This window comes from Paracoccus aurantiacus, from assembly GCF_007993065.1.
Classification (GTDB): Bacteria; Pseudomonadota; Alphaproteobacteria; order Rhodobacterales; family Rhodobacteraceae; genus Paracoccus; species Paracoccus aurantiacus.
In genome coordinates, this window is record NZ_VOPL01000002.1 from 454,518 (window position 1) to 474,759 (window position 20,242).

23 protein-coding genes and 1 tRNA gene are annotated in these 20,242 nt (G+C 62.2%); 9 read left to right on the plus strand and 15 right to left on the minus strand.

Annotated elements, in window-relative coordinates; all coding sequences use genetic code 11:
• Positions 1 to 217: 217 nt before the first annotated feature.
• Together FQV27_RS07695 and FQV27_RS07700 are read left to right on the plus strand one after the other, a co-directional pair.
• The gene (locus FQV27_RS07695; RefSeq protein ID WP_147097267.1) at positions 218 to 1,642 is read left to right on the plus strand and encodes a sensor histidine kinase; all 1,425 of its coding nucleotides are present in this window, start codon (positions 218 to 220) and stop codon (positions 1,640 to 1,642) included.
• 62 nt (positions 1,643 to 1,704) lie between these two features.
• Positions 1,705 to 1,781, plus strand: a tRNA-Arg gene (locus FQV27_RS07700).
• Positions 1,782 to 2,188: 407 nt separating this feature from the next.
• On the opposite strand, the gene FQV27_RS07705 is transcribed toward FQV27_RS07700, so the two are convergent.
• The 7 genes from FQV27_RS07705 to FQV27_RS07735 form a co-directional block, all read right to left on the minus strand.
• Positions 2,189 to 3,835 (minus strand): CTP synthase, encoded by a 1,647-nt coding sequence (locus FQV27_RS07705; RefSeq protein ID WP_147097268.1) that lies wholly within the window; start codon positions 3,833 to 3,835, stop codon positions 2,189 to 2,191.
• 147 nt (positions 3,836 to 3,982) lie between these two features.
• Positions 3,983 to 4,546: a preprotein translocase subunit SecG gene (secG, locus tag FQV27_RS07710; protein WP_147097269.1), complete on the minus strand. Its 564-nt coding sequence runs from the start codon at positions 4,544 to 4,546 to the stop codon at positions 3,983 to 3,985.
• Positions 4,547 to 4,652: 106 nt separating this feature from the next.
• Positions 4,653 to 5,111, minus strand: coding sequence for a pyridoxamine 5'-phosphate oxidase family protein (locus FQV27_RS07715; RefSeq protein ID WP_147097270.1), 459 nt, complete (start codon positions 5,109 to 5,111; stop codon positions 4,653 to 4,655).
• Positions 5,108 to 5,308 (minus strand): hypothetical protein, encoded by a 201-nt coding sequence (locus FQV27_RS07720; protein ID WP_147097271.1) that lies wholly within the window; start codon positions 5,306 to 5,308, stop codon positions 5,108 to 5,110. Before FQV27_RS07720 ends, FQV27_RS07715 begins: the two co-directional genes overlap by 4 nt.
• Position 5,309: 1 nt before the next feature.
• Positions 5,310 to 5,744: an SRPBCC family protein gene (locus FQV27_RS07725; RefSeq protein WP_147097272.1), complete on the minus strand. Its 435-nt coding sequence runs from the start codon at positions 5,742 to 5,744 to the stop codon at positions 5,310 to 5,312.
• Positions 5,741 to 6,064, minus strand: a complete 324-nt coding sequence (locus FQV27_RS19270; RefSeq protein ID WP_147097273.1) for an ArsR/SmtB family transcription factor — start codon at positions 6,062 to 6,064, stop codon at positions 5,741 to 5,743. The genes FQV27_RS07725 and FQV27_RS19270 overlap by 4 nt, the downstream gene beginning before the upstream one ends.
• Before the next feature lie 122 nt (positions 6,065 to 6,186).
• Positions 6,187 to 7,143 carry an acetyl-CoA carboxylase carboxyltransferase subunit alpha gene (locus FQV27_RS07735; protein ID WP_147097274.1) on the minus strand — a complete coding sequence of 319 codons (957 nt, stop codon included), beginning with the start codon at positions 7,141 to 7,143 and terminating at the stop codon, positions 6,187 to 6,189.
• A gap of 95 nt (positions 7,144 to 7,238) precedes the next feature.
• On the opposite strand from FQV27_RS07735, the gene FQV27_RS07740 reads away from it, so the two are divergent.
• From FQV27_RS07740 to uvrC, 4 genes are all read left to right on the plus strand, one after another.
• Positions 7,239 to 8,054 (plus strand): S49 family peptidase, encoded by an 816-nt coding sequence (locus FQV27_RS07740; RefSeq protein WP_147097275.1) that lies wholly within the window; start codon positions 7,239 to 7,241, stop codon positions 8,052 to 8,054.
• 102 nt (positions 8,055 to 8,156) lie between these two features.
• A complete protein-coding gene (locus tag FQV27_RS07745; RefSeq protein WP_342779879.1) occupies positions 8,157 to 9,086 on the plus strand; it encodes a calcium/sodium antiporter in 930 nt (309 codons plus the stop codon).
• Positions 9,083 to 9,829, plus strand: a complete 747-nt coding sequence (locus FQV27_RS07750; RefSeq protein ID WP_147097276.1) for an SDR family oxidoreductase — start codon at positions 9,083 to 9,085, stop codon at positions 9,827 to 9,829. Before FQV27_RS07745 ends, FQV27_RS07750 begins: the two co-directional genes overlap by 4 nt.
• A gap of 327 nt (positions 9,830 to 10,156) precedes the next feature.
• Positions 10,157 to 12,013: an excinuclease ABC subunit UvrC gene (uvrC, locus tag FQV27_RS07755; protein ID WP_147097277.1), complete on the plus strand. Its 1,857-nt coding sequence runs from the start codon at positions 10,157 to 10,159 to the stop codon at positions 12,011 to 12,013.
• A gap of 119 nt (positions 12,014 to 12,132) precedes the next feature.
• Here the strand turns inward: uvrC and FQV27_RS07760 are convergent, their stop codons facing one another.
• The 3 genes from FQV27_RS07760 to ccmI form a co-directional block, all read right to left on the minus strand.
• Complete coding sequence (locus FQV27_RS07760; protein WP_147097278.1) at positions 12,133 to 12,555, minus strand: VOC family protein; 423 nt, start codon at positions 12,553 to 12,555, stop codon at positions 12,133 to 12,135.
• Between the two features lie 288 nt (positions 12,556 to 12,843).
• The gene (ruvX, locus tag FQV27_RS07765; RefSeq protein ID WP_147097279.1) at positions 12,844 to 13,311 is read right to left on the minus strand and encodes a Holliday junction resolvase RuvX; all 468 of its coding nucleotides are present in this window, start codon (positions 13,309 to 13,311) and stop codon (positions 12,844 to 12,846) included.
• Positions 13,308 to 14,558, minus strand: coding sequence for a c-type cytochrome biogenesis protein CcmI (gene ccmI / locus FQV27_RS07770; RefSeq protein WP_147097280.1), 1,251 nt, complete (start codon positions 14,556 to 14,558; stop codon positions 13,308 to 13,310). Before ccmI ends, ruvX begins: the two co-directional genes overlap by 4 nt.
• A gap of 181 nt (positions 14,559 to 14,739) precedes the next feature.
• On the opposite strand from ccmI, the gene FQV27_RS18845 reads away from it, so the two are divergent.
• Positions 14,740 to 14,979, plus strand: a complete 240-nt coding sequence (locus FQV27_RS18845) for a hypothetical protein (protein ID WP_186827253.1) — start codon at positions 14,740 to 14,742, stop codon at positions 14,977 to 14,979.
• A 177-nt stretch (positions 14,980 to 15,156) separates the two neighbouring features.
• The gene (locus FQV27_RS07780; protein ID WP_147097281.1) at positions 15,157 to 15,759 is read left to right on the plus strand and encodes a superoxide dismutase; all 603 of its coding nucleotides are present in this window, start codon (positions 15,157 to 15,159) and stop codon (positions 15,757 to 15,759) included.
• 75 nt (positions 15,760 to 15,834) lie between these two features.
• Here FQV27_RS07780 and FQV27_RS07785 read toward each other — a convergent pair whose 3' ends face one another.
• A complete protein-coding gene (locus FQV27_RS07785; RefSeq protein WP_147097282.1) occupies positions 15,835 to 16,092 on the minus strand; it encodes a DUF6522 family protein in 258 nt (85 codons plus the stop codon).
• 71 nt (positions 16,093 to 16,163) lie between these two features.
• On the opposite strand from FQV27_RS07785, the gene FQV27_RS07790 reads away from it, so the two are divergent.
• The gene (locus tag FQV27_RS07790; protein ID WP_246133033.1) at positions 16,164 to 16,838 is read left to right on the plus strand and encodes a 5-formyltetrahydrofolate cyclo-ligase; all 675 of its coding nucleotides are present in this window, start codon (positions 16,164 to 16,166) and stop codon (positions 16,836 to 16,838) included.
• A 1-nt stretch (position 16,839) separates the two neighbouring features.
• On the opposite strand, the gene FQV27_RS07795 is transcribed toward FQV27_RS07790, so the two are convergent.
• The 4 genes from FQV27_RS07795 to xdhC form a co-directional block, all read right to left on the minus strand.
• Positions 16,840 to 17,985, minus strand: a complete 1,146-nt coding sequence (locus tag FQV27_RS07795; protein ID WP_147097283.1) for an HPP family protein — start codon at positions 17,983 to 17,985, stop codon at positions 16,840 to 16,842.
• Positions 17,986 to 18,109: 124 nt separating this feature from the next.
• On the minus strand, positions 18,110 to 18,733 hold the full coding sequence (locus tag FQV27_RS07800) for a 3-oxoacid CoA-transferase subunit B (RefSeq protein ID WP_147097284.1): 624 nt from the start codon (positions 18,731 to 18,733) through the stop codon (positions 18,110 to 18,112).
• A 1-nt stretch (position 18,734) separates the two neighbouring features.
• Entirely contained in the window at positions 18,735 to 19,439 is a 705-nt protein-coding gene (locus FQV27_RS07805; RefSeq protein WP_147097285.1) for a CoA transferase subunit A, read from the minus strand.
• Between the two features lie 49 nt (positions 19,440 to 19,488).
• Complete coding sequence (gene xdhC, locus FQV27_RS07810; RefSeq protein WP_147097286.1) at positions 19,489 to 20,211, minus strand: xanthine dehydrogenase accessory protein XdhC; 723 nt, start codon at positions 20,209 to 20,211, stop codon at positions 19,489 to 19,491.
• Positions 20,212 to 20,242 lie beyond the last annotated feature (31 nt).

The following is a 20,242-nucleotide window of genomic DNA, read 5'->3' on the forward strand; positions in this document are numbered from 1 at the left end:
CGGACACCGATATCCGTCCCACGCGACCGCGTCGGTTATTTCGAAGCCTGCGCAATAAGTGAAGCAGCAGGCCGAGTCAACGCCGCTTTAACCACCGAAGAAGGAAAACCGGCAGATCTGCGCGAAGTCGAGCACAATCATTTGAATTTGTCCCTCTCCATCGCTAGGTGTTGCGCTGGCTGGCCGTTCGCCACCACAGTAATGAGATCCGCAGACGATGTCGATCGACACCCTGACTGGCCGATTCGCCGCGCTGACGCTGTTATTCGTCGCGCTGGCAGAGCTGTTCGTGCTTGTACCGGCCGTGTCGAACTTCCGGATGGACTATCTGCAAACCCGGTTGGAAAAGGCGCAGATCGCCTCGCTCGCTTTGCTGGCTGCGCCCGAGGATGAGAATATCACCGCGGATCTCGAATCGGAGCTTCTGGCAAATGCCGGCGTCTATAACGTTGTGCTGCGCCGCGACGACGTACGACAGCTGGTGCTGTCTTCGCCGCTTCCGGGGCCGATCGCGGCGACATATGACCTGCGGGAAAGCTCTCTGTTCCGCAATGGCATCGCGAGCGTCCGCCAGCTTCTGGACCGCAAGGACGAGGTTATCCGCGTCATCGGCGCGCCGGTCAATCATGCCGGCCAGCTGATCGAGATCACGCTCTCGACCGCGCCGTTGCGCGCCGCGATGAGCGAGTTTGGCCTGCGCGTGCTGATTACCTCTGCTGTTCTGATCCTGCTGACCGCGGCGGTGCTGAACCTGGCCGCGCAGCGATTGATCCTCAAGCCGATCCGGCGCGTCATCAGCCACATGGCCAGCTATTCCGCCTCGCCAGAGGATACGCGCCTGATCATTACGCCTGACGCCCGGATCGTCGAGGTCCGCGAAGCCGAGACGGCACTTGCGTCCATGCAGGCCACCCTGACGCAGGCGCTGAAGCAGAAAGAGCGTCTTGCCGGGCTTGGCCAGGCCGTGGCGAAGATCAGTCACGATCTGCGCAACATCCTGACGACGAGCCAAATTTTCGCCGACCGACTGGAGGACAGCGATGATCCTGCCGTCAGAAAGGCCGCGCCGAAACTGGTCAACTCGATCACGCGGGCCGTCAATCTTTGCGAAACGACGCTCGCTTTCGGCAAGGCGGAAGAACCTGCACCGACGCTTTCGCGCTTCGATCTGCGCGGATTGGTCGATGAGATTACCGAGGCCGAGACTCTGCTGTCAGAAGGTGGTGACGCGATCGGCACGGTCGATTTCGTGGTCGACATAAGCTCGAATCTCGTCATCAGGGCTGACCGTGACCAGTTGCACCGCGTGCTGTCCAACCTGATCCGCAACGCGCGACAGGCGATAGAAACCAGCGGCAATTCCGGCACCATCGAGATTGCCGCCACCGAGACCGATCAGGACTGGATCATCCGCGTCGGCGATAGCGGTCCCGGCCTGCCGCAGAAGGCGCGGGATTATCTTTTCCAGCCCTTCACCGGAACCACGCGCAAGGGCGGAAGCGGCCTTGGCCTTGCCATCGCGGCCGACCTCGTGCGCGGTCACGGCGGCAAGCTGGAGCTGTTGCGCAGCGATGAAAGCGGCACCGAATTTCGCGTCATCCTGCCGCGCGGCGCCTTGATCGAGAATTTCGACGTCGAGTGACTTTTCTGATATTTTTGGGGTTGCATCCACCTGCGCCGCAAACTACTTAGCCGGCCTACAGTGGACCCGTAGCTCAGCTGGATAGAGCACCAGACTACGAATCTGGGGGTCGGGCGTTCGAATCGCTCCGGGTCCGCCATTTCCCCTTTTATCGGCTGTCAGGTATTTCTGGCTTTCTGTCAGATTTCTGACCCAATCGGGCGTTTTGCATTGTCGCCGGTGAGCGTTGGCGGCTCTTCAGCGTCGATTTCAACATCCGGAGAGTGGGGTCGGGGCAAGGAACATTCTCGGAATGTGCAGACGTTGCCCCAAGAGATGCTGCACGGCACCGTTGCAGTTGACTTATAGGCTCGGGCACCGAAAGCATCTTCGATGTCGGTAGGCGCCCGCGCCTCAGATCATCACGGCTACGTCAGAGGAGAGGGTCGTCAAGCCCGCCGAGAATCGGCCTGCGTTGCGATCCCGACCAAGCGAATCTGTTCCCGCTTGTCGTTCTTGAAACGCGCTCGGCGCCGCACGGAACATCGTCCGCGCGGCGAGGACGCGTCAGACCAGTCTCGCGCCTTCTTTTGCAGCTTCGACGAAGCCGTCGAACAGCGGTGCGGGGTCGAAGGGCTTCGACTTCAGCTCGGGATGTGCCTGCACGCCGATGAACCAGCGATGGTCCGGATATTCGACCGCCTCGGGCAGCTTGCCGTCGGGCGACATGCCCGAGAAGGACAGCCCCGCTTCTTCAAGGCTGGGAATATAGGTGCTGTCCACCTCGTAACGGTGGCGGTGACGGTCCTCGATCTCCACCGCGCCGTCATAGGTCTCCGAGATGCGCGATCCGGGCTTAAGCACGGCGGTATAGGCGCCGAGACGCATCGTGCCGCCCTTGTCGTCCGAAAGCTTGCGCTGAACGGTGTAATTGCCCTGCACCCATTCCTTCAGGTGATAGACGATGGGGGTGAAGCGTTCCTTGCCGGCCTCGTGATCGAATTCCTCGGACCCGGCATCTTCGATGCCAGCCAGATTGCGGGCAGCCTCGATCACGGCCATCTGCATGCCAAGGCAGATGCCCAGATAGGGGACGTTCTTTTCGCGGGCATATTTCGCGGCGGTAATCATGCCCTCGGTTCCGCGTTCGCCGAACCCGCCGGGCACGATGATGCCGTGATAGCCGTCCAACAGGTGCTGCCCGCCCTCGGCTTCGATATCCTCGGCCGCGATCCAGTCGGACTTGACGCGGACCCGGTTGGCCATGCCGCCATGGGTCAGCGCCTCGGCAATGGACTTATAGGCATCTTCAAGCTGGGTATATTTGCCGACGATCGCGATCTTCACGGTGCCGTCGGTATTGGTCAGACGGTCCATGACCTCCTCCCAGCGGCTGAGGTCCGGTCGCGGCGCCGGGCTGATCTGGAAGGCGTTCAGCACCGCCTGATCGAGGCCCGCCCGGTGATAGGCGAGCGGGGCTTCATAGATGGATTTCAGGTCATAGGCCGGAATGACGGCATCGGGGCGCACGTTACAGAACAGCGCGATCTTGGCGCGTTCCTTTTCCGGGATGGGATGTTCGGATCGGCAGACCAGCACATCGGGGGCAAGGCCGATGGATTGCAATTCCTTGACGCTGTGCTGTGTAGGCTTGGTCTTCAATTCGCCCGAGGCCGCGAGATAGGGCAGCAGGGTCAGGTGCATCAGAATGCATTCGCCGCGCGGGCGTTCATGGGTGAACTGGCGGATGGCCTCGAAGAAGGGCAGGCCCTCGATATCACCAACTGTCCCGCCGATCTCGCACAGCATGAAATCGACCTCGTCATCGCCAATGGCAAGGAAATCTTTGATTTCATTGGTCACATGGGGAATGACTTGAATGGTCTTGCCAAGATATTCGCCGCGACGCTCTTTCTCCAGCACGTTGGAATAGATCCGCCCGGACGAGATCGAATCCGTCTTGCGGGCATGGACGCCGGTGAAGCGTTCGTAGTGACCAAGATCCAGATCGGTTTCCGCACCGTCATCGGTCACGAATACTTCGCCATGTTCGAAGGGCGACATGGTGCCGGGATCGACATTCAGATAGGGGTCCAGCTTGCGCAGGCGCACGGTGAATCCGCGTGCCTGCAGCAGCGCGCCAAGGGCCGCCGATGCAAGGCCCTTGCCCAAAGAAGAAACCACGCCGCCGGTGATGAAGATGTAACGCGCCAAGGGGCCCCCGTGATTCCGAATCAGTCATTTACGCGGTCGCGAATAGCGCCGTTCACGGGAGGAAACATATAACCGAATTATCCCGTGGCCGCAACGCGGACCGCAAGTTGTCGTGGGCGCGAAACCCGCGCCCCCAAGTTATTGAGTTCAGTTCGCCGCAGGCGGGGTCGCAGGCGCGTCGGCAGCCGGAGGTGTCGCCGGAACCGACGCCTCGGGTGCAGCAGTCGCCGGGGCCGGTGCCGCAGGCTCGACCGTGCTGCCCGCTGTGCCGGTTTCGGCGGGCGCTTCAGCCGCGGGTGGGGTGGTCGTGGCGGCCTCTGCCGGTGCAGCATCAGTCGCCGCTGCGGGCGCAGTCTCGGGTGCAGGCGGGGCGACCGGGGCACCGACGCCGGGCGGCGGCGTATAGGTCGGAAGTGCCGGGGCCTCATCGCTGCTTTCGACGGGTTGGCCGACGCCAAGTTGGTCAAGCACCGACGCGCCGGATACGTTGCGCGCAGCGATGACGGTCAGCGTGATCGAGGTCACGAGAAACCCGGCCGCGAGAATCCAGGTCAGACGAGACAGCGCATTGGCAGCCTGCCGGCCGGTCATGACGCCGCCGCCGCCACCACCGCCCATGCCGAGCCCACCGCCTTCGGAGCGTTGCAGAAGCACGATTCCGATCAGCAGCAGGGCAAGAATCAGGTGGACGGTCAGGACGACGTTTTCCAAGGCTCGGGCCTTTCAATTGCGGACGCGCCTATCTAGTCGGCGAAGCCCAGCTTGGCAAGGCGGCGCCGCGCATTTGGATTTGTCATCGTGGCAAGGCGCTCTTCGGCTATGGAAAGGCGAGTTCCGGGCCGGTGCGGAAGAACGAGACGTTGTTGGTGAAGACGGAAGCGGGGACCAGACGTATCATCCGACTTGTCGGGGATTCGATTGCCGCGATATTGTCGATGAACCAGTCGTTCCAGCCGTCCTCGGGGCCAAGATATTTGCGTAGCAACCGATGGAACAGCGGGACGTCATTGGGTTCGATCGTCGCGGTTCCGCGCAATCCACAATGCAGCAGAATGCCGGCGGAACTGTCGAAATCCACGATCTCGACCGCACAGCGCCCGTCCCGGCCAAGCCGCCTGACGCTGCTCGCGCCCTCATGCCCCAGCATCCACAGCGCGCCGTCCTCCCAAAGATACCAGACCGGCGCGTTGCAAGGCGCGCCGTCTTCTGCCAGCGTCGCAAGGTTTGCCATCAGTGCCCGGTCAAGCAGCACCTGCGGATCGAAAGGTGTTTTCATCCTGCGCGCCGCTTGCCGAAATAGGGCAGGGTGAACAGATACAGCCCCGAGAACAACAACAGGAACAGAGGCAGCAGGGGCAGGTAGGTCAGCCATTGCGGAACTGTGCCGACAGCCATGGCGGCGAAGTTGCCAAGAACCGTCAGCGTGAAGAAGATTGAAACCCAGCGATGAAACTGGCGGATCAGGCGGGACATGTCAGAGATCCCTTCCGGTGCCGAGCAGTGTTTCAAGGTTATCGAAGAACTGCGGCCAGCCAGCCTTCGCACCGCCATAGTAACGTGGCTGGTCCGTGCGGAAGCCGGATTGTTCCATTCGCAGATCGGTGCCCGCGGCGGTGGGCGTCAGCGTCCATGTCACAATCGTGTCCAGCGTCCCGTCGCCCCAGCTATAGCTCAGCCGGTGCTGCGGTTCGAATGTCAGCAAAGTGCAATCCACGCCGCCCCAGTCTGCGGTGAAACGGAACTGCCCGCCGGGCGCATCTGTGAAGTCGGTCTGCATAAGCCATTCCGACAGCAGCTCCGGCCGGGTCAGCGCGCGCCACAAGCGGTCAGGCGGATAGGGATAGCTTCGTTCGATCACGACGCTGCGGGTTTCCGAGCCATCCGCCTCGGCGTTGCGTTTATCGGTCATTGATCCATCCTTTTCAGCAAGTCATCGAGGCGGTCGAGGCGCGCATTCCAGAAATGTTGCATCTCGACCGTCCAGTCAGCCAGCACAGCCAATGCGTCCGGGCGGGCGGAGTATTGTGTCATCCGACCCTGTTCGCGACCTGCAACCAGATCCGCGCGCTTCAGAATGGCCAGATGTTTGGAAACCGCAGGCTGCGAGATCCCTGCGCCTTCGGTTAAACGGCTGACAGGGGCAGGGCCTTCACGGCAAAGTCGTTCGAATATTGCCCGCCGTGTCGGATCGCTCAGGGCTTTGAAAATGGCATCGGCTGATGACGGCATTACTTATCACCATTTGGTTATGAATAATCCATAACCCGATGGTGATGGGTGAGTCAAGCGGGTGTCGGCAAAAGAAAAGGCCGCCGCGAATGCGACGGCCTTGGAGCATGCTTTACGACTTTTCAGCCGAGGCCCTTCTTGCCCATATCCAGGAATTTCTGCCTGCGGTCCTTTACAAGCTCGGCGCGCTTCAGCCCCGAGAGCTCTTTCAGCGAGGCGGCGATCTGCTTGCCAACAGCATCCATCGCGGCCTTCGGGTCACGTTGGGCACCTCCCAGCGGTTCGGTCACAATCGAATCGATCACGCCAAGCTTTTTCAGATCCTGCGCAGTCAGGCGCAGCGCCTCGGCGGCCTCGCGCATCTTCTCGGCATCCTTCCAAAGGATCGAGGCACAGCCTTCCGGCGAAATCACCGAATAGATCGAGTGCTCCAGCATGATGATGCGGTTGGCGGTCGCGAAAGCCACCGCGCCGCCCGAGCCGCCTTCACCTATGATGACCGACACCAGCGGCACGCCGATCTGAAGGCATTTTTCGGTTGATCGCGCAATGGCCTCGCTCTGCCCGCGCTCTTCGGCGCCCTTGCCGGGATATGCGCCGGGCGTGTCGACCAATGTCACCACAGGCAAATTGAACCGGTCCGCCATATCCATCAGCCGGATCGCCTTGCGATAACCTTCGGGTCGGGCCATGCCGAAATTATGCTCGATCCGCGACTTCGTATCGTTGCCTTTTTCATGGCCGATCACCACGCAAGGCGCGTCGTTGAAGCGAGCTAGACCGCCCATGACGGCATGATCGTCGCCAAAGGCGCGGTCCCCCGCCAGAGGTGTGTATTCAGTGAACAACGCGCTGATATAGTCGCTGCAATGCGGGCGCTCCGGGTGGCGGGCGACCTGAGTCTTCCGCCAGGGGTCGAGCGTGCCGTAAATATCCTTCAGCAGCGCGCCCGCCTTCTTATCCAGCGCTGCGGCTTCCTTCTCGACATCGACGCCTTCGCCTTTCTGGCCCATGGCGCGCAATTCCTCGGCCTTGCCTTCAATATCGGCAAGCGGCTTTTCGAAATCGAGATAGGTCATCCATTCCCCCGCATCGGTTCGGCCACTTATATGATGCGCATTCTGTCCGATTGCAACGCGCCACGCTTGCCCACCGCCGGTGCTGCGCCTATCTCATGCGCATGAAAATACCGTTTCTGAACCGCGCTCCGCGCGTCAGCGTCGTTCGCCTGCAAGGCGCTATTGGAATTTCCGGCCGCGGTGGCACCGGCGGGCTTAATGATGCCTCGTTGGCGCCTGCGCTGGAAAAGGCGTTCACCAAGGGCAAACCGAAAGCGGTCGCGCTGGCGATCAACTCTCCGGGTGGTTCGCCCGTGCAGTCCTCGCTGATCGCCTCTCGCATCCGCAGGCTGGCCGAGAAGCATGACATTCCGGTTCACGCCTTTGTCGAGGATGTCGCCGCATCGGGCGGATACTGGCTGGCCTCTGCCGCCGATCATATCTGGGCTGACGAATGTTCGGTCGTCGGCTCGATCGGCGTCATTTCAGGCAGTTTCGGTCTTCAGGATTTCATCGCGCGCCACGGGATCGAGCGGCGCGTCCACACGGCGGGGCGCTCGAAGTCGCAACTGGACATGTTCCGTCCGGAAAAGCCCGAGGATGTCGCACGCCTGCAAAAGCTGCTGGACGACATGCACCGCATCTTCATCGCGCAGGTTGAAACGCGTCGCGGCCAGAAGCTGTCAGGGGCCGAAGAAACCTTCACGGGCGAGTTCTGGTTGGCCGGTCGCGCGCACGAACTTGGCCTGATCGACGGGATCGCTCATCTTGCCCCGAAAATGCGAAGCCTGTTCGGTGACGACATCCGCTTTCAAAGCTTTGGCACCCGGACACCATTCCTGCGCCGTTTCGGCATTTCTGCCGGAGACGCGGCGGACGATATTCTCGCCGCGGTCGATGAGCGAGCAGCGTTCCAAAGGTTCGGGTCGTGATAAAGGGCGTGCTGGTCATCCTGCTGGCGTTCATCGCGCTTGCTCTGTTTTCCGGGCCGGGCTTCCGGCGATTCCTTGCCAAGCTGTTGGGGTGGCCGCGCCGTGATCGTTGATATTCTGTTAATCCTCGCCGGTCTGGCCCTTCTGGTCGTCGGTGGCGACTTTCTTGTGCGTGGCGCGGTCGCACTGGCGCTTCGGCTTGGCATTGCGCCGGTGATTGTCGGCCTGACTGTTCTGGCCTTCGGTACCTCGGCACCAGAGCTGATCGTTTCGGTTGCTGCGGCGCTGGGTGGACAGCCCGGCATCGCGCTTGGCAATGTCGTCGGCTCGAATATCGCGAATGTTCTGGTCATCCTTGGCGCGACAGCGGTCATCGCCCCCGTGCTGAGCCATGATAACGAACTGAAGACGAGCTGGATCTACGCTGTGCTCGCATCGGTCCTGCTGATCCTTCTGTGCTTCGCCGGCCCGCTGATCTGGTGGCACGGCATGATCCTTCTGACCGCCCTCGCCGTAACACTGTTCCTGCAAGTCAGCCGCGCCCGCCAAGGCGTCAGCGACACGCCAGAGCTTCACGATGACCATGCAGCGCCAGCCAGTATTGCGATCTGGCTGGCGATCGGCCTTGTCGCATTGCCGATAGGTGCGAAAATTCTTGTGACCGGCGCAAGCGATATTGCGCGCGGCTTCGGGATCAGCGATGCGGTGATCGGTCTGACGCTGGTTGCCATCGGAACCTCGTTGCCAGAGCTTGCGGCCTCAGTCGCGTCGGCGCTGCGCGGGCGGGCCGATATGGCGCTTGGGAACGTGATCGGCTCGAATCTTTTCAATATTCTCGCGATCATGGGCGTGACCGCGTTCTTTGGCCCGCTGGACGTCCCGGTCGAGATGCTGCGCTTTGACTTGTGGTTCATGCTGGCGACGACGCTTCTGCTGGGACCGTTCCTGCTGCGCCATATCGCCATCGGCAGGATCGCAGGCGCGGCACTATTGGCCGTTTACATGGCTTATACGGTCTGGCTTCTGGCATGAGCGTCGCGCTCGTCACCGGGGCCGCGCGTCGTCTTGGCCGGGCAATGGCGCTGGCGCTTGCGGCCGAGGGGCTGGATATCGCGATCCACTGCAACCGGTCGAGAGCAGAGGCAGAGGAAACGGCAACCGCGGCACGGCGCCTTGGCGTCAACGCCGAAGTCTTCTGTGCCGATCTGCTTGATCTGGACGCGACCGAGCGTCTGCTGCCGGATGCGGCGCGACGCATGGGGCCGCTTTCGGTGCTGGTCAATAACGCTTCGATCTTTGAATATGACGATGTTGGCAGCGCCTCGCGGCTGAGTTGGGATCAAAACCTCGGATCGAACCTGCGTGCGCCCTTCATTCTGTCGCAAGCGTTCGCGGCGCAGATCGGCGCGGTCGGGTCTTCCGGCGCAGAGCCCCTTGCCAGCGGACTGATCGTAAACATGGTCGATCAGCGCGTTCTGAAGCCCGCACCGGAGTATCTGACCTATTCCATCGCCAAGTCCGGTCTTTGGGAAATGACGCGGATGCTGGCACAGGCCCTTGCCCCGGCGATCCGCGTGAACGCGATCGGCCCGGGACCGACGCTGCAAGGCGCTGCTCAATCCCCGGCGCAGTTCGCGCAAGAGCGTGCGTCGACCATTCTTGGGCGCGGTGCCGACCCTGACGATATCGCCCAGGCATTGTTATATCTGCTGAACGCAAAAGCGGTGACTGGACAGCTTATCTGCGTTGACGGAGGGCAGCATCTCACGTGGTGATGGGTGCTGGCGGCAGGGCAAAACTGCCTCTCTCACGCCGCGCTGCCGCATTTTGTCCACCTTGCCGCAGAAGGTAACGGTTTCGTAAAAAATCCGTCTTGTTTTTCAGGCCCTTGTCGGGATCAGGTAAAATATTGTTAGAAATCAATGCACTGATGTATTGCCTAATAATTAAGCAACTCTGCGAAATTACATGATTTGTAAGCGAAACGGCCCGGCGCCGTATCTCACCCACAGAGTTATCCACAGATTTCGTGGACAGTATTTCGCTTGCCTTCACGTCTCGGAACTTGCAGCCGCCCCCCAGAATCACCCATCTGTAGTGACATGACCGAATCCCCGCCAAAAATGGTCGGCCAGGCGCTTATCGCCGACTACCTCAAGACGCTCGACAGTTCGCCCGGCGTTTACCGCATGCTGGGTGAAAAGGGCGACGTTCTGTATGTCGGCAAGGCACGAAACCTGAAGGCGCGGGTGTCGAGCTATGCGCGCGGGCAGGGCCATACCGGCCGCATCGCGCGGATGATCCGCGAAACGCATTCGATGATGTTCCTGACCACGCGCACCGAGACCGAGGCGCTGCTGCTGGAACAGAACCTCATAAAGCAGCTTAAGCCGCGCTATAACGTGCTGCTGCGTGATGACAAAAGCTTCCCGAATATCCTTGTCGCGAAAAGCCACGCCTTCCCGCAGATCAAGAAGCATCGCGGTGCGAAATCCGAAAAGGGCGACTATTACGGCCCCTTCGCGGGCGCGGGCGCGGTCAACCGGACGCTGAACCAGTTGCAGCGCGTATTCCTGCTGCGCAACTGCACCGATGCGGTGTTCGAAAGCCGGACGCGGCCGTGCCTTCTGTACCAGATCAAGCGCTGCAGTGCTCCCTGCGTCGGCAAGATCGACGAGGCGGACTATAACGCGCTGGTGAATGATGCAGAACTTTTTCTGAAAGGCCGCTCGACCAAGATTCAGGCCGATCTGGCGGCGGATATGACGGCTGCGTCAGAGGCGATGGAATATGAACGTGCCGCCGCGCTGCGCGACCGGATCAAGGCGCTGACGGCGGTGCAATCGGTGCAAGCGATCAACCCGCGCGGAATTGCAGAGGCGGATATCGTGGCGCTGCACATGGATGGCGGGCAGGCCTGCGTACAGGTCTTTTTCATCCGCGGCAATCAAAGCTGGGGGAACCGCGACTTCTACCCTCGGCTGGGCGGCGCGGAATCGCCTGATGAGGTGATGCAGGCTTTCCTGATGCAGTTTTACGACAACAAGGTGCCTCCGCGCATGGTGCTGCTGTCGCATGGGGTCGAGGATATGGACCTGATGCGCGACGCACTGTCCGAAAAGGCCGGGCGCAAGGTTGTGCTGGGCGTTCCCCAACGTGGCGAGAAGGCCGAGATGGTGGAAAACGCGCTGCGCAACGCCCGCGAAAGTCTGGCGCGCCGCATGTCCGAAAGCGCCACCCAGTTGCGCCTGCTGGAAGGGCTGGCCGATGCTTTCAACCTTCCCGGTCCCCCGCGCCGGATCGAGGTTTATGACAACAGCCACATCATGGGCACCAGCGCTGTCGGCGGCATGGTCGTGGCCGGCCCGGAAGGCTGGGTCAAAAGCCAGTATCGCAAGTTCAATATCAAGGGGACCGAAATCACCCCCGGCGACGATTTCGGCATGATGAAAGAGGTCCTGACCCGCCGCTTCACCCGCCTTTTGAAAGAAGACCCTGACAGGGAAAGCGAAGCATGGCCCGACCTGCTGCTGATCGACGGGGGCGCGGGACAAGTCAGCGCCGTCCACGAGATCATGGCCGAGCTGGGCGTCGAGGACATCCCCATGATCGGCGTCGCCAAGGGACAGGACCGCGACCACGGCAAGGAAGAATTCCACCGCTTCGGTCAGCGCCCCTTCGCGCTGCGCATGAATGACCCAGTCCTTTACTTCATCCAGCGCCTGCGGGACGAGGCCCATCGTTGGGCCATCGGCACCCATCGTGCCAAGCGGGCCAAGGCCGTGTCCGCGACCCCGCTGGACGAGATTGCCGGTGTCGGTACGTCGCGCAAACGCGCGCTGCTGGCGCATTTCGGGTCTGCGAAGGCGGTCAGTGGGGCAGCCGTGGCGGATCTGATGGCGGTCGATGGCATCAGCGAGGGGCTGGCCCAGAAGATCTATGACCATTTCAGGGGGTGAGCTTCGTTCCGCAGGTTTGCGGGACGAAGCGGACACCTTTTTGGGGTTTTCGAAGGTCCACGTCGAAAGCGTCCGGGTCTGATCGTGAGTGTATTTCACGCGATCAGACCCGCTACCAGTTACGAAGCGAACGTCACGTGTCCCTTCTCGTCCATTGGCCAGTCGGGGTTCCAGGCAATCTCCCAAATATGGCCGTCCGGGTCCGAAATGTATCCTCGTAGCCCGCCTTGCGGCGGAGCATCGGCCTCGCGAAGAAGCGAAGCGCCGTGGAAAACGAGCCTTTCAATGACTGGCTTCACGTCGCTCTCCTCTTGAACGTTATGCGCGAGTGTAAAGGCACCCGGAGCGGCCATGCTTTTTGCCTGTGTGTCGTCTTCGAGCGAAGCTTTGAGCCAGGTGCCGAAGACGAAGCCGTTCATCTGATAGAATGCAATTTCTTCATTCTCGAAAACTGGCGTCCAGCCAAATCCCTCACGGTAAAAAGACTTCGACCTTTCAAGATCAGAAGTTCCGAGCGTTATAACGGCGACTTGCTGTTGCATATCCGTGTCCTTTCAACTCGCCCACGCGACATGCGCGGACGCTTGGACCATGGGACGCAACCACCGAACCGTCGATGCGCGAAAGGACCCGCTCTCGCGGGGGCCGGGCCAACCGCACCGACCTAACCTGTTTCTGGTCGCTCGAACCTATCCAGATGCCTTCAAAAGTCAAACTCATCTAGAAGCCAAGCAGACCTTCGGGCGGGCAGCAGCACCGGTCAACATGGAATCTACGCTGCCATTATTGCCCAAGAAGTAACCGTGCGGACGCGGGGCGCTGCCCTCTGCTCACCCCAAAAACCGCAACCGATCCAGCGCCCCCTGCAGAATGTAGCCCGCCGCCACCTGATCTATGACCTCCGCTCGACGTTTGCGTGAGGTATCCGCCTCCAGCAACGCGCGTTCGGCGGCGACTGTTGACAGGCGCTCGTCCCAGAACGTGATGGGCAGTTCGGTCAGGCGCGACAGGTTGCGGGCGAAGGCGCGGGTGGATTGGGCGCGGGGGCCTTCGCTGCCGTCCATGTTGCGCGGCAGTCCCAGCACGATGCCGGCCAGGCCACGCTCGCTTGTGATTTTCAGCAGGGCCTCGGCATCCTTCGTGAATTTCTCTCGACGGATGACTGTGATGGGCGATGCCACCTGCCGAAGCCCGTCGCTGACCGCCACCCCGATGGTCTTCGTCCCGAGGTCGAGGCCCGCGATTGCGCCAGCGCGGGGAAGGGCAGCGGCAAAATCGGCGACATCTTCATGTATCATTCGGCGACCCCGGCCTTGCGTGCCGCATCGGCTATTGCCGACATGGCCTCGGGCGCGTCGGCGAAATGCTGCTGCGCCTCAGAATAGATTTCGCGCGCGTGATCTGTCTCGCCCAACACGCCAAGAGAGGAGATCAGCCGCGCCCATTCCTCGGGCGTGCCGCCCTCGGTGCCCAGACGCGCCTCAAGCTGACTGACCATACCGCGAACGAGCTCGTTCTGCTCATCCGGTGACATTTCGGCGGCGGCGGCCATGGTGTCGGCATCGGGACCCGGCATGGGCGGGCCTTCGTCGGGCAGGCGCGCGGCAGGTGGCGTATAATCGGGTCGGCCCGCCAGCCACGCAATTTCGCCGATCACCTTTCGGATCGCGACGGCCCAGGGGGAATCGGGTGGGCTGTCGGCCAGAAGCGATGCCCAGACGGGAAAGGCGCGGTCGGGCCGACCGTTCTGGGCCTGCAACAGCCCTGTCATATAGCGCGCCTGCGGATTTTGCGGATCAAGACGAAGCGCGCGCGCGATCTCTGCCTCTGCCTCTGGCGTTATCAGCCCGCCCGCAGCCTCTGTCATGATGCCGGCAAGGAACGCATGTTCCTCACCCGCAGCCTTGTCGCCCAAGACTTCGATCAGATGCGTCTGCGCCGCCTGCGCTTCGGCCAGATTTCCCAGACGCGCCTCGTTCCGGGCCAGCAGCGACAGCCCCTGCGGATCGTCCGGGCGCTCGCTGACTGCGTCGCGCAGCTGCCGCATCAGATCCTGATACTGTTGATCGGGCAGCGGACGTTCCGTTGGGGCAAGCTCGCTCACCCGCGCCACGGCCTCTGCCTGACTGGGACGCGAAGCATAGCGCGCCTCGGCCGACTCAATACGGCTGGAAAGCGGCATATCGGGAATGCCCGGCGATCCCGCGTACAGATAAAGCGCAGCCCCCGCGGCGATCAGCGCCAGCAGGGTCAGGACGGCAAAGGCGGTGTGTTTTCCCGCCGCGCCCGGTCGCAGCGCGCTGCGCGCGACGGCTTTGTCAGCATCAAGCACCTTCCGCCCGATCTCGGTGCGAAGGCGTTCGGCCTCGGCGGGTTCGATGATGCCACGCGACAGGTCGCGATCGACCTCTGCAAGCTGATCGCGGTAAACGCGCAGGTCATAGGCCGCCGCAGGCTCGGCATCTTTCATGGCTCCGTGCAGAAACGGCCACAGGATCGCGGTGGCGACAAGCAAGGTCAGGGCAGAGGCGAACAGCCAGAACATCGGCGCTCCTTTTCGATGCGCTCTAGATAGGCCGTTTGTGCGGCCGGCAAAACCCCGCTGAGCCGACGCGATGCGTGGCTTTCATGCACCACAATGTCGCAGATTGATCAATAATGCGGATCAATATACCAGTCTAAGCATTGTCCACGTCACACGACACCCAACTCGGAGAAGATTTTCCATGGCAAACGAAGTCCGTAGCAGCAACAACAACCTGTATTTCATCGTTGGCGCGCTGGTTGTGGCCGTCATCGTCATTTTCTGGCTGATGAGCGGCGGCGATGCGCCGGTCGCGGACGGCGATGCCGGTGGCGACGCTGTTGTCACCGTCGAAAACCCGGCCCCGGCTGCTGACGCCCCTGCCGCTGACGCACCTGCGGCCGATGCCCCGGCAGCGGATGCCCCGGCGCCGGCGAACTGATCGCCAGCCGAAGCTGAAGGAAAGCCCCGAAGCCGCGCTTCGGGGCTTTTTTCTTTTGCAGGCCGTGTGTTAAGCCTGCCCCGGAACCCGCGCGGAACTTGCGCCGCAAGGCCCGCGTTTCTTGGGTGACCATAGCCGGGCAGGCACCGGGCCTGCCCCAGAGAAAGGAATGAACCCATGGCCTTCACGCTTCCCGATCTTCCTTATGCCCATGACGCGCTCGCCGATGGCGGCATGTCGAAGGAGACGCTGGAATTTCACCACGACAAGCACCACAAGGCCTATGTCGACAAGCTGAACGAGCTGGTCGCCGGGACCGAATGGGAAGGCAAGTCGCTGGAAGACATCGTCACCGGCACCTATGAAAAGGGCGCGGTCGCGCAGAACGGCATCTTCAACAATGCGAGCCAGCACTGGAACCACAGCCAGTTCTGGGAAATGATGGGTCCGAACCCCGGGGCGATGCCTGAAAAGCTTGAAAAGGCGATTGTCGACAGCTTCGGCTCGGTCGATGAATTCAAGAAGAAGTTTTCCGAGGCCGGTGCCGGTCAGTTCGGCTCGGGCTGGGCATGGCTTGTCCAGAACAAGGATGGCAGCCTGGAAATCACCAAGACCGAGAACGGCGTGAACCCGCTGGTAAACGGCCAGACCGCGCTGCTTGGCTGTGATGTGTGGGAACATTCCTATTACATCGACTTCCGCAACGCGCGGCCGAAATATCTGGAAAATTTCCTGAACAAGCTGGTGAACTGGGAAAACGTCGCTTCGCGCATGGCGTGACCTGACGACTCCATTGATTAAAGAAGGCCCGCCGGACTGGCGGGCCTTTCTCGTTCGGGTCCCGCTAAGCGCGTATCACCCCTTCTTGCGGTCAAACCGTGCCCGGCTGAGGATATTGCCGCTTGCATCCACGGTCAGCCGCAGCACCCTTTCGCGATGGAAGAAGGACAGCCGGAACCGGCCTTCGTCCTCGCCCTCTCCGCGCTCGAAGCGGGTGGTGATCGCGCCGTTGGACATGCCTCGTGCAATGGCATGTTCGGGCAGGTCCAGCCCGTCAGCGATGACCTTCGCCTCGACCGTGAAATCGTCACCGTTGCGGATCACGTCAGCCATGCTGCCCCCTTGCCAAATATTGCCGTGAAGGCGCAGCATTGCAGCGAATGATAGCAGCCTCAAGCCGGACCATGCCAGACGAGAACCCACCGCGCGACTTTGCCTCGCCTGCCTGCATGGCAGGAGAGGTCGCGCCTGACTATTTCGACCCGCTCGCCGTGGACGAGGCTGCGGCGCGGGACGCCGCGCGCTGGCGCAAGGCCGAACGGGCGCGGCTGCTGGCTGAACGCGAGGTTCTGACGAATGCCCAAAGGGCCGATATGGATGCCGCGGTTGCGGTGCATCTGGACAGGGTTCTGAAGGATCGTTTCGGGGGCGCAGAAGGCATGGTCGTGGCGGCCTACTGGCCGATCCGGGCAGAGGTCGATCTGCGCGACTGGATGGCGCGGCAGGCGAGCCACGGGATCAGGGTTGCCCTGCCGGTGGTGACAGCGCCCGATGCACCGCTGGTCTTTCGGCCCTGGTCACCCGATGCGCCGATGCGCGCCGGGCGCTGGAACATCCCTGAACCCGCGACCGATCAGGTGCTGGCACCGCAGATCGTGCTTGCCCCGCTTGTCGGCTGGGACCGCGCGCGCTTTCGGATGGGCTATGGCGGCGGCTTTTACGACCGGACTCTGGCGTCAATGACACCTCGTCCCTATGCCATCGGGATCGGGCTTGCGGCGGCGGGTCTGCGCACGATCTATCCGCAGCCGCATGATGTGGCGTTGGATCTGATCGTCACAGAAAAAGGCACGGCCTAGATCAGTCGCCGCGCAGGCTTTCCCGCGCCAGCGCCGCGATAAGGTCGGTCTGCGTCACTACCCCCACAATTCGCCCGGCATCGAGGATGGGCACCGCATCAACGCTGCCCGCCAGTTGCGGCAGCAGCGCTGCCAGCGGCGTCTCTGGGCCTGCGCTTGGCGGGCTCGGGTCCATGATGTCCGCGGCTCTCGCCGCCCCGGACACCGCCAGAGGCGGTGGGTGGCCTGCCGTCAACTCGTGACCGGGAAATGCCGCAGCAATGATCTGCAGTTGGAAGATCACGCCCAAAAAGCGACCGTCCGCGTCCACCACCGGCAGCGACGTGAAGCCGTGGCGCAGGAACAGCGCGGCGATTTCCTCAATGTCCGTATCGGGGGCGACCGTGACCAGATCGCGCGACATGATCGCCTGTGCGGTCTGCGGGCCCGCCATGTGGCTTGCCGCCTGCATCTCGGCCGCGCCGATCAGGCGGGCCAGATCTTCGACCCCAAGGTTCAGCGACTGGCGATAGCGCGACAGGATTTCGGTCAGTTCGTCCTCGGTCAGTCCCAGACGTTCGACGGGTGCGGGGTCGTGGGTGCCTTGCGGGTTCACCTCGCCGAACTGACGCAGTGGATAGCGCCTGCCGGTCAACTGGGCATAGATGGCAGCAGTCGCCACAAGGATGATCGTGCCGGCGGCGACGGGCAGCAGCGCAAAGCCGAAGCCAGAAGGCAAGATGCGGTCGGCGCCAAGCGCTACGGTCATGGCGACCGCGCCGCCGGGCGGATGGGTGGCGCGCAGGGCCGCCATGACAGCGATGGCGAGCCCCACCGCCAACGGCACGCTGATCAGTGGATCGGGAAGCACCCGGCACAGCAGGATCGCCGTCAGCGCCGAGGCGGTATTACCGACAATCGCCGGCCAAGGCTGGGCAAGCGGGCTGTTCGGCGCAGCAAATACCAGGACCGCCGTCGCCCCGAAGGGCGCTATCAGATACAGCGCAAGCCAGCGGTCGGGCGAGACGACGAAGGCCACAACCGCCGTCACCGTCAGCCCCACGAACGCGCCAAGACTTGCCCGCAACGCCTCGGCAGCCGGGACCGACGCCACCGGACCAAGCGCGCGGATGTTCAGATGTTCCAGCAGTTTTAATGGGTTGCGCATCAGATCAGCATTCGTTGCAACAGCCCTATTAGGCCGGCTGGCCGATCATTACAATTCCGTCACGCGGTGCATTCGCCATGAAAAAAGGGGCCGCACGGCCCCTTTTTCGCACTAGAATGCCCGATCAGACCAGCGTTGCCTCGGTCGCGGCGCGGAATTCTTCCTCGGTCACGCCATCGGCAAGCTCGACAATCTTCAGCCCGCCATCGACCACGTCCAGCACGCCCAGATTGGTGATTATGCGGTCCACGACACCTCGCCCGGTCAACGGCAGGGTGCATTCCTTCAGCACCTTCGATTCGCCGTGCTTGTTGGTGTGGTCCATGACCACGACCACACGGCCCACGCCTGCGACCAGATCCATCGCGCCGCCCATACCCTTGACCAGCTTGCCCGGGATCATCCAGTTCGCCAGATCGCCGTTTTCGGCCACCTCCATCGCACCAAGGATCGCCGCCGCGATCTTGCCGCCGCGGATCATGCCGAAGCTGGTGGCGCTGTCGAAATAGGACGTGCGCGACAGTTCGGTGATCGTCTGCTTGCCGGCATTGATCAGGTCAGGGTCTTCCTCGCCCTCGAACGGGAAGGGGCCCATGCCCAGCATCCCGTTTTCCGATTGCAGCGTGATGTCCTTGTCGCCGACATAGTTCGCCACCAGCGTCGGGATTCCGATGCCGAGGTTCACATACATGCCGTCTTCAAGTTCCTGCGCCGCGCGGGCGGCCATTTGATTGCGGTCCCAGGGCATCTCAGGCCTCCTCACGCTTGCGGGTGGTGCGCTGTTCGATGCGCTTTTCGTGTTCGCCCTGAATGACCCGGTGGACATAGATACCCGGCAGGTGGATCAGGTCGGGGTCGATGCTGCCGCGCGGGACGATCTCCTCGACCTCGGCCACGCAGACCTTGCCGCACATGGCGGCGGGCGGGTTGAAGTTGCGGGCGGTCTTGCGGAAGATCAGGTTGCCGGTGTCGTCGGCCTTCCACGCCTTGACGATGGACAGGTCGGCGAAGATGCCTTCTTCAAGGATATAATCCTCGCCATTGAATTGCTTCACTTCCTTGCCGTCCGCAATCACGGTGCCGACGCCGGTCTTGGTATAGAAGCCGGGGATGCCCGCACCGCCCGCGCGCATGCGTTCGGCCAGCGTGCCCTGCGGGTTGAATTCCAGCTCCAGCTCTCCGCTCAGATACTGGCGCATGAATTCGGCATTCTCGCCGACATAGGACGACTGCATCTTCTTGATCTGCTTGGTGTCCAGCAGCTTGCCAAGCCCGAACCCGTCAACGCCGCAGTTGTTGCTGGCGATGGTCAGGTCCTTCACGCCGCTTTTCACAAGCGCGTCGATCAGCAGTTCGGGAATGCCGCACAGGCCGAAGCCACCTGCGGCGATATGCATGCCGTCAAACAGCAGGCCGTCAAGCGCCGCATCCGCGTCGGGATAGACTTTCTTCATCACTTCCTCCGGAATGGTTGCGGTTTTGTCGCAAGGGGGTGACGCCGTGTCAATCGGCGGTAGCGGTAGCAGTCAGCTTTCCGGCGATCTCTGCTGCGGTAAAGGCAGCAATGATCTCTGGCCGCTTGTCGGCAGAAAAGCCCGCGCCGATGGGGCAGGTCAGGGCTGAGGCGTCGATACCTGCCGCGCGCGCCTCGCGCAGGAAGCGGGCACGTTTGGTGGCGCTGCCAATCAAACCGACATAGGCAGCGTCGCCGCGTTTCAGAGCTTCGGCGGCGAGCAGAAAATCAAGCCCGTGGTCATGGGTCAGGATGACGAAGGCCGCGCCGGGCCGTGCGGCGCGAATTTCGGTTTCGGGAAGCGGCGTCAGACGGTTTTCTGTCAGGGTTGATCGGTTCAGTTCTTCTGGTCGGCTGTCGATCAGGATCACGTCGAAGGGCAGGGCAGACAGGATTTGCGCCAGCGCCCGCCCGACATGACCAGCCCCGAAGATCATCACCTGCGGCTGTTCGGGCGTGTCGGATGCGGGCAGGCGGTCAAGCGCAAGCTGAACCCGTCCGCCACAGCACTGCCCGCTTTCGGGACCGAGCGTGACCAGCATCTCGGCCCGCTCCGCGCCCGAGGCGATCATCTCACGTGCCTTCGCGATCGCGTCGAGTTCCAGCCTGCCGCCGCCAATCGTGCCGGTGGTGGTGCCGGTCGTCACGATCATCTCTGCCCCCACCTCGCGCGGGGTAGAGCCGACGGTTTTCGTGACGCGGACGCGGATCATTCGGACCCCGATAAGCAGACACCGCCATAAT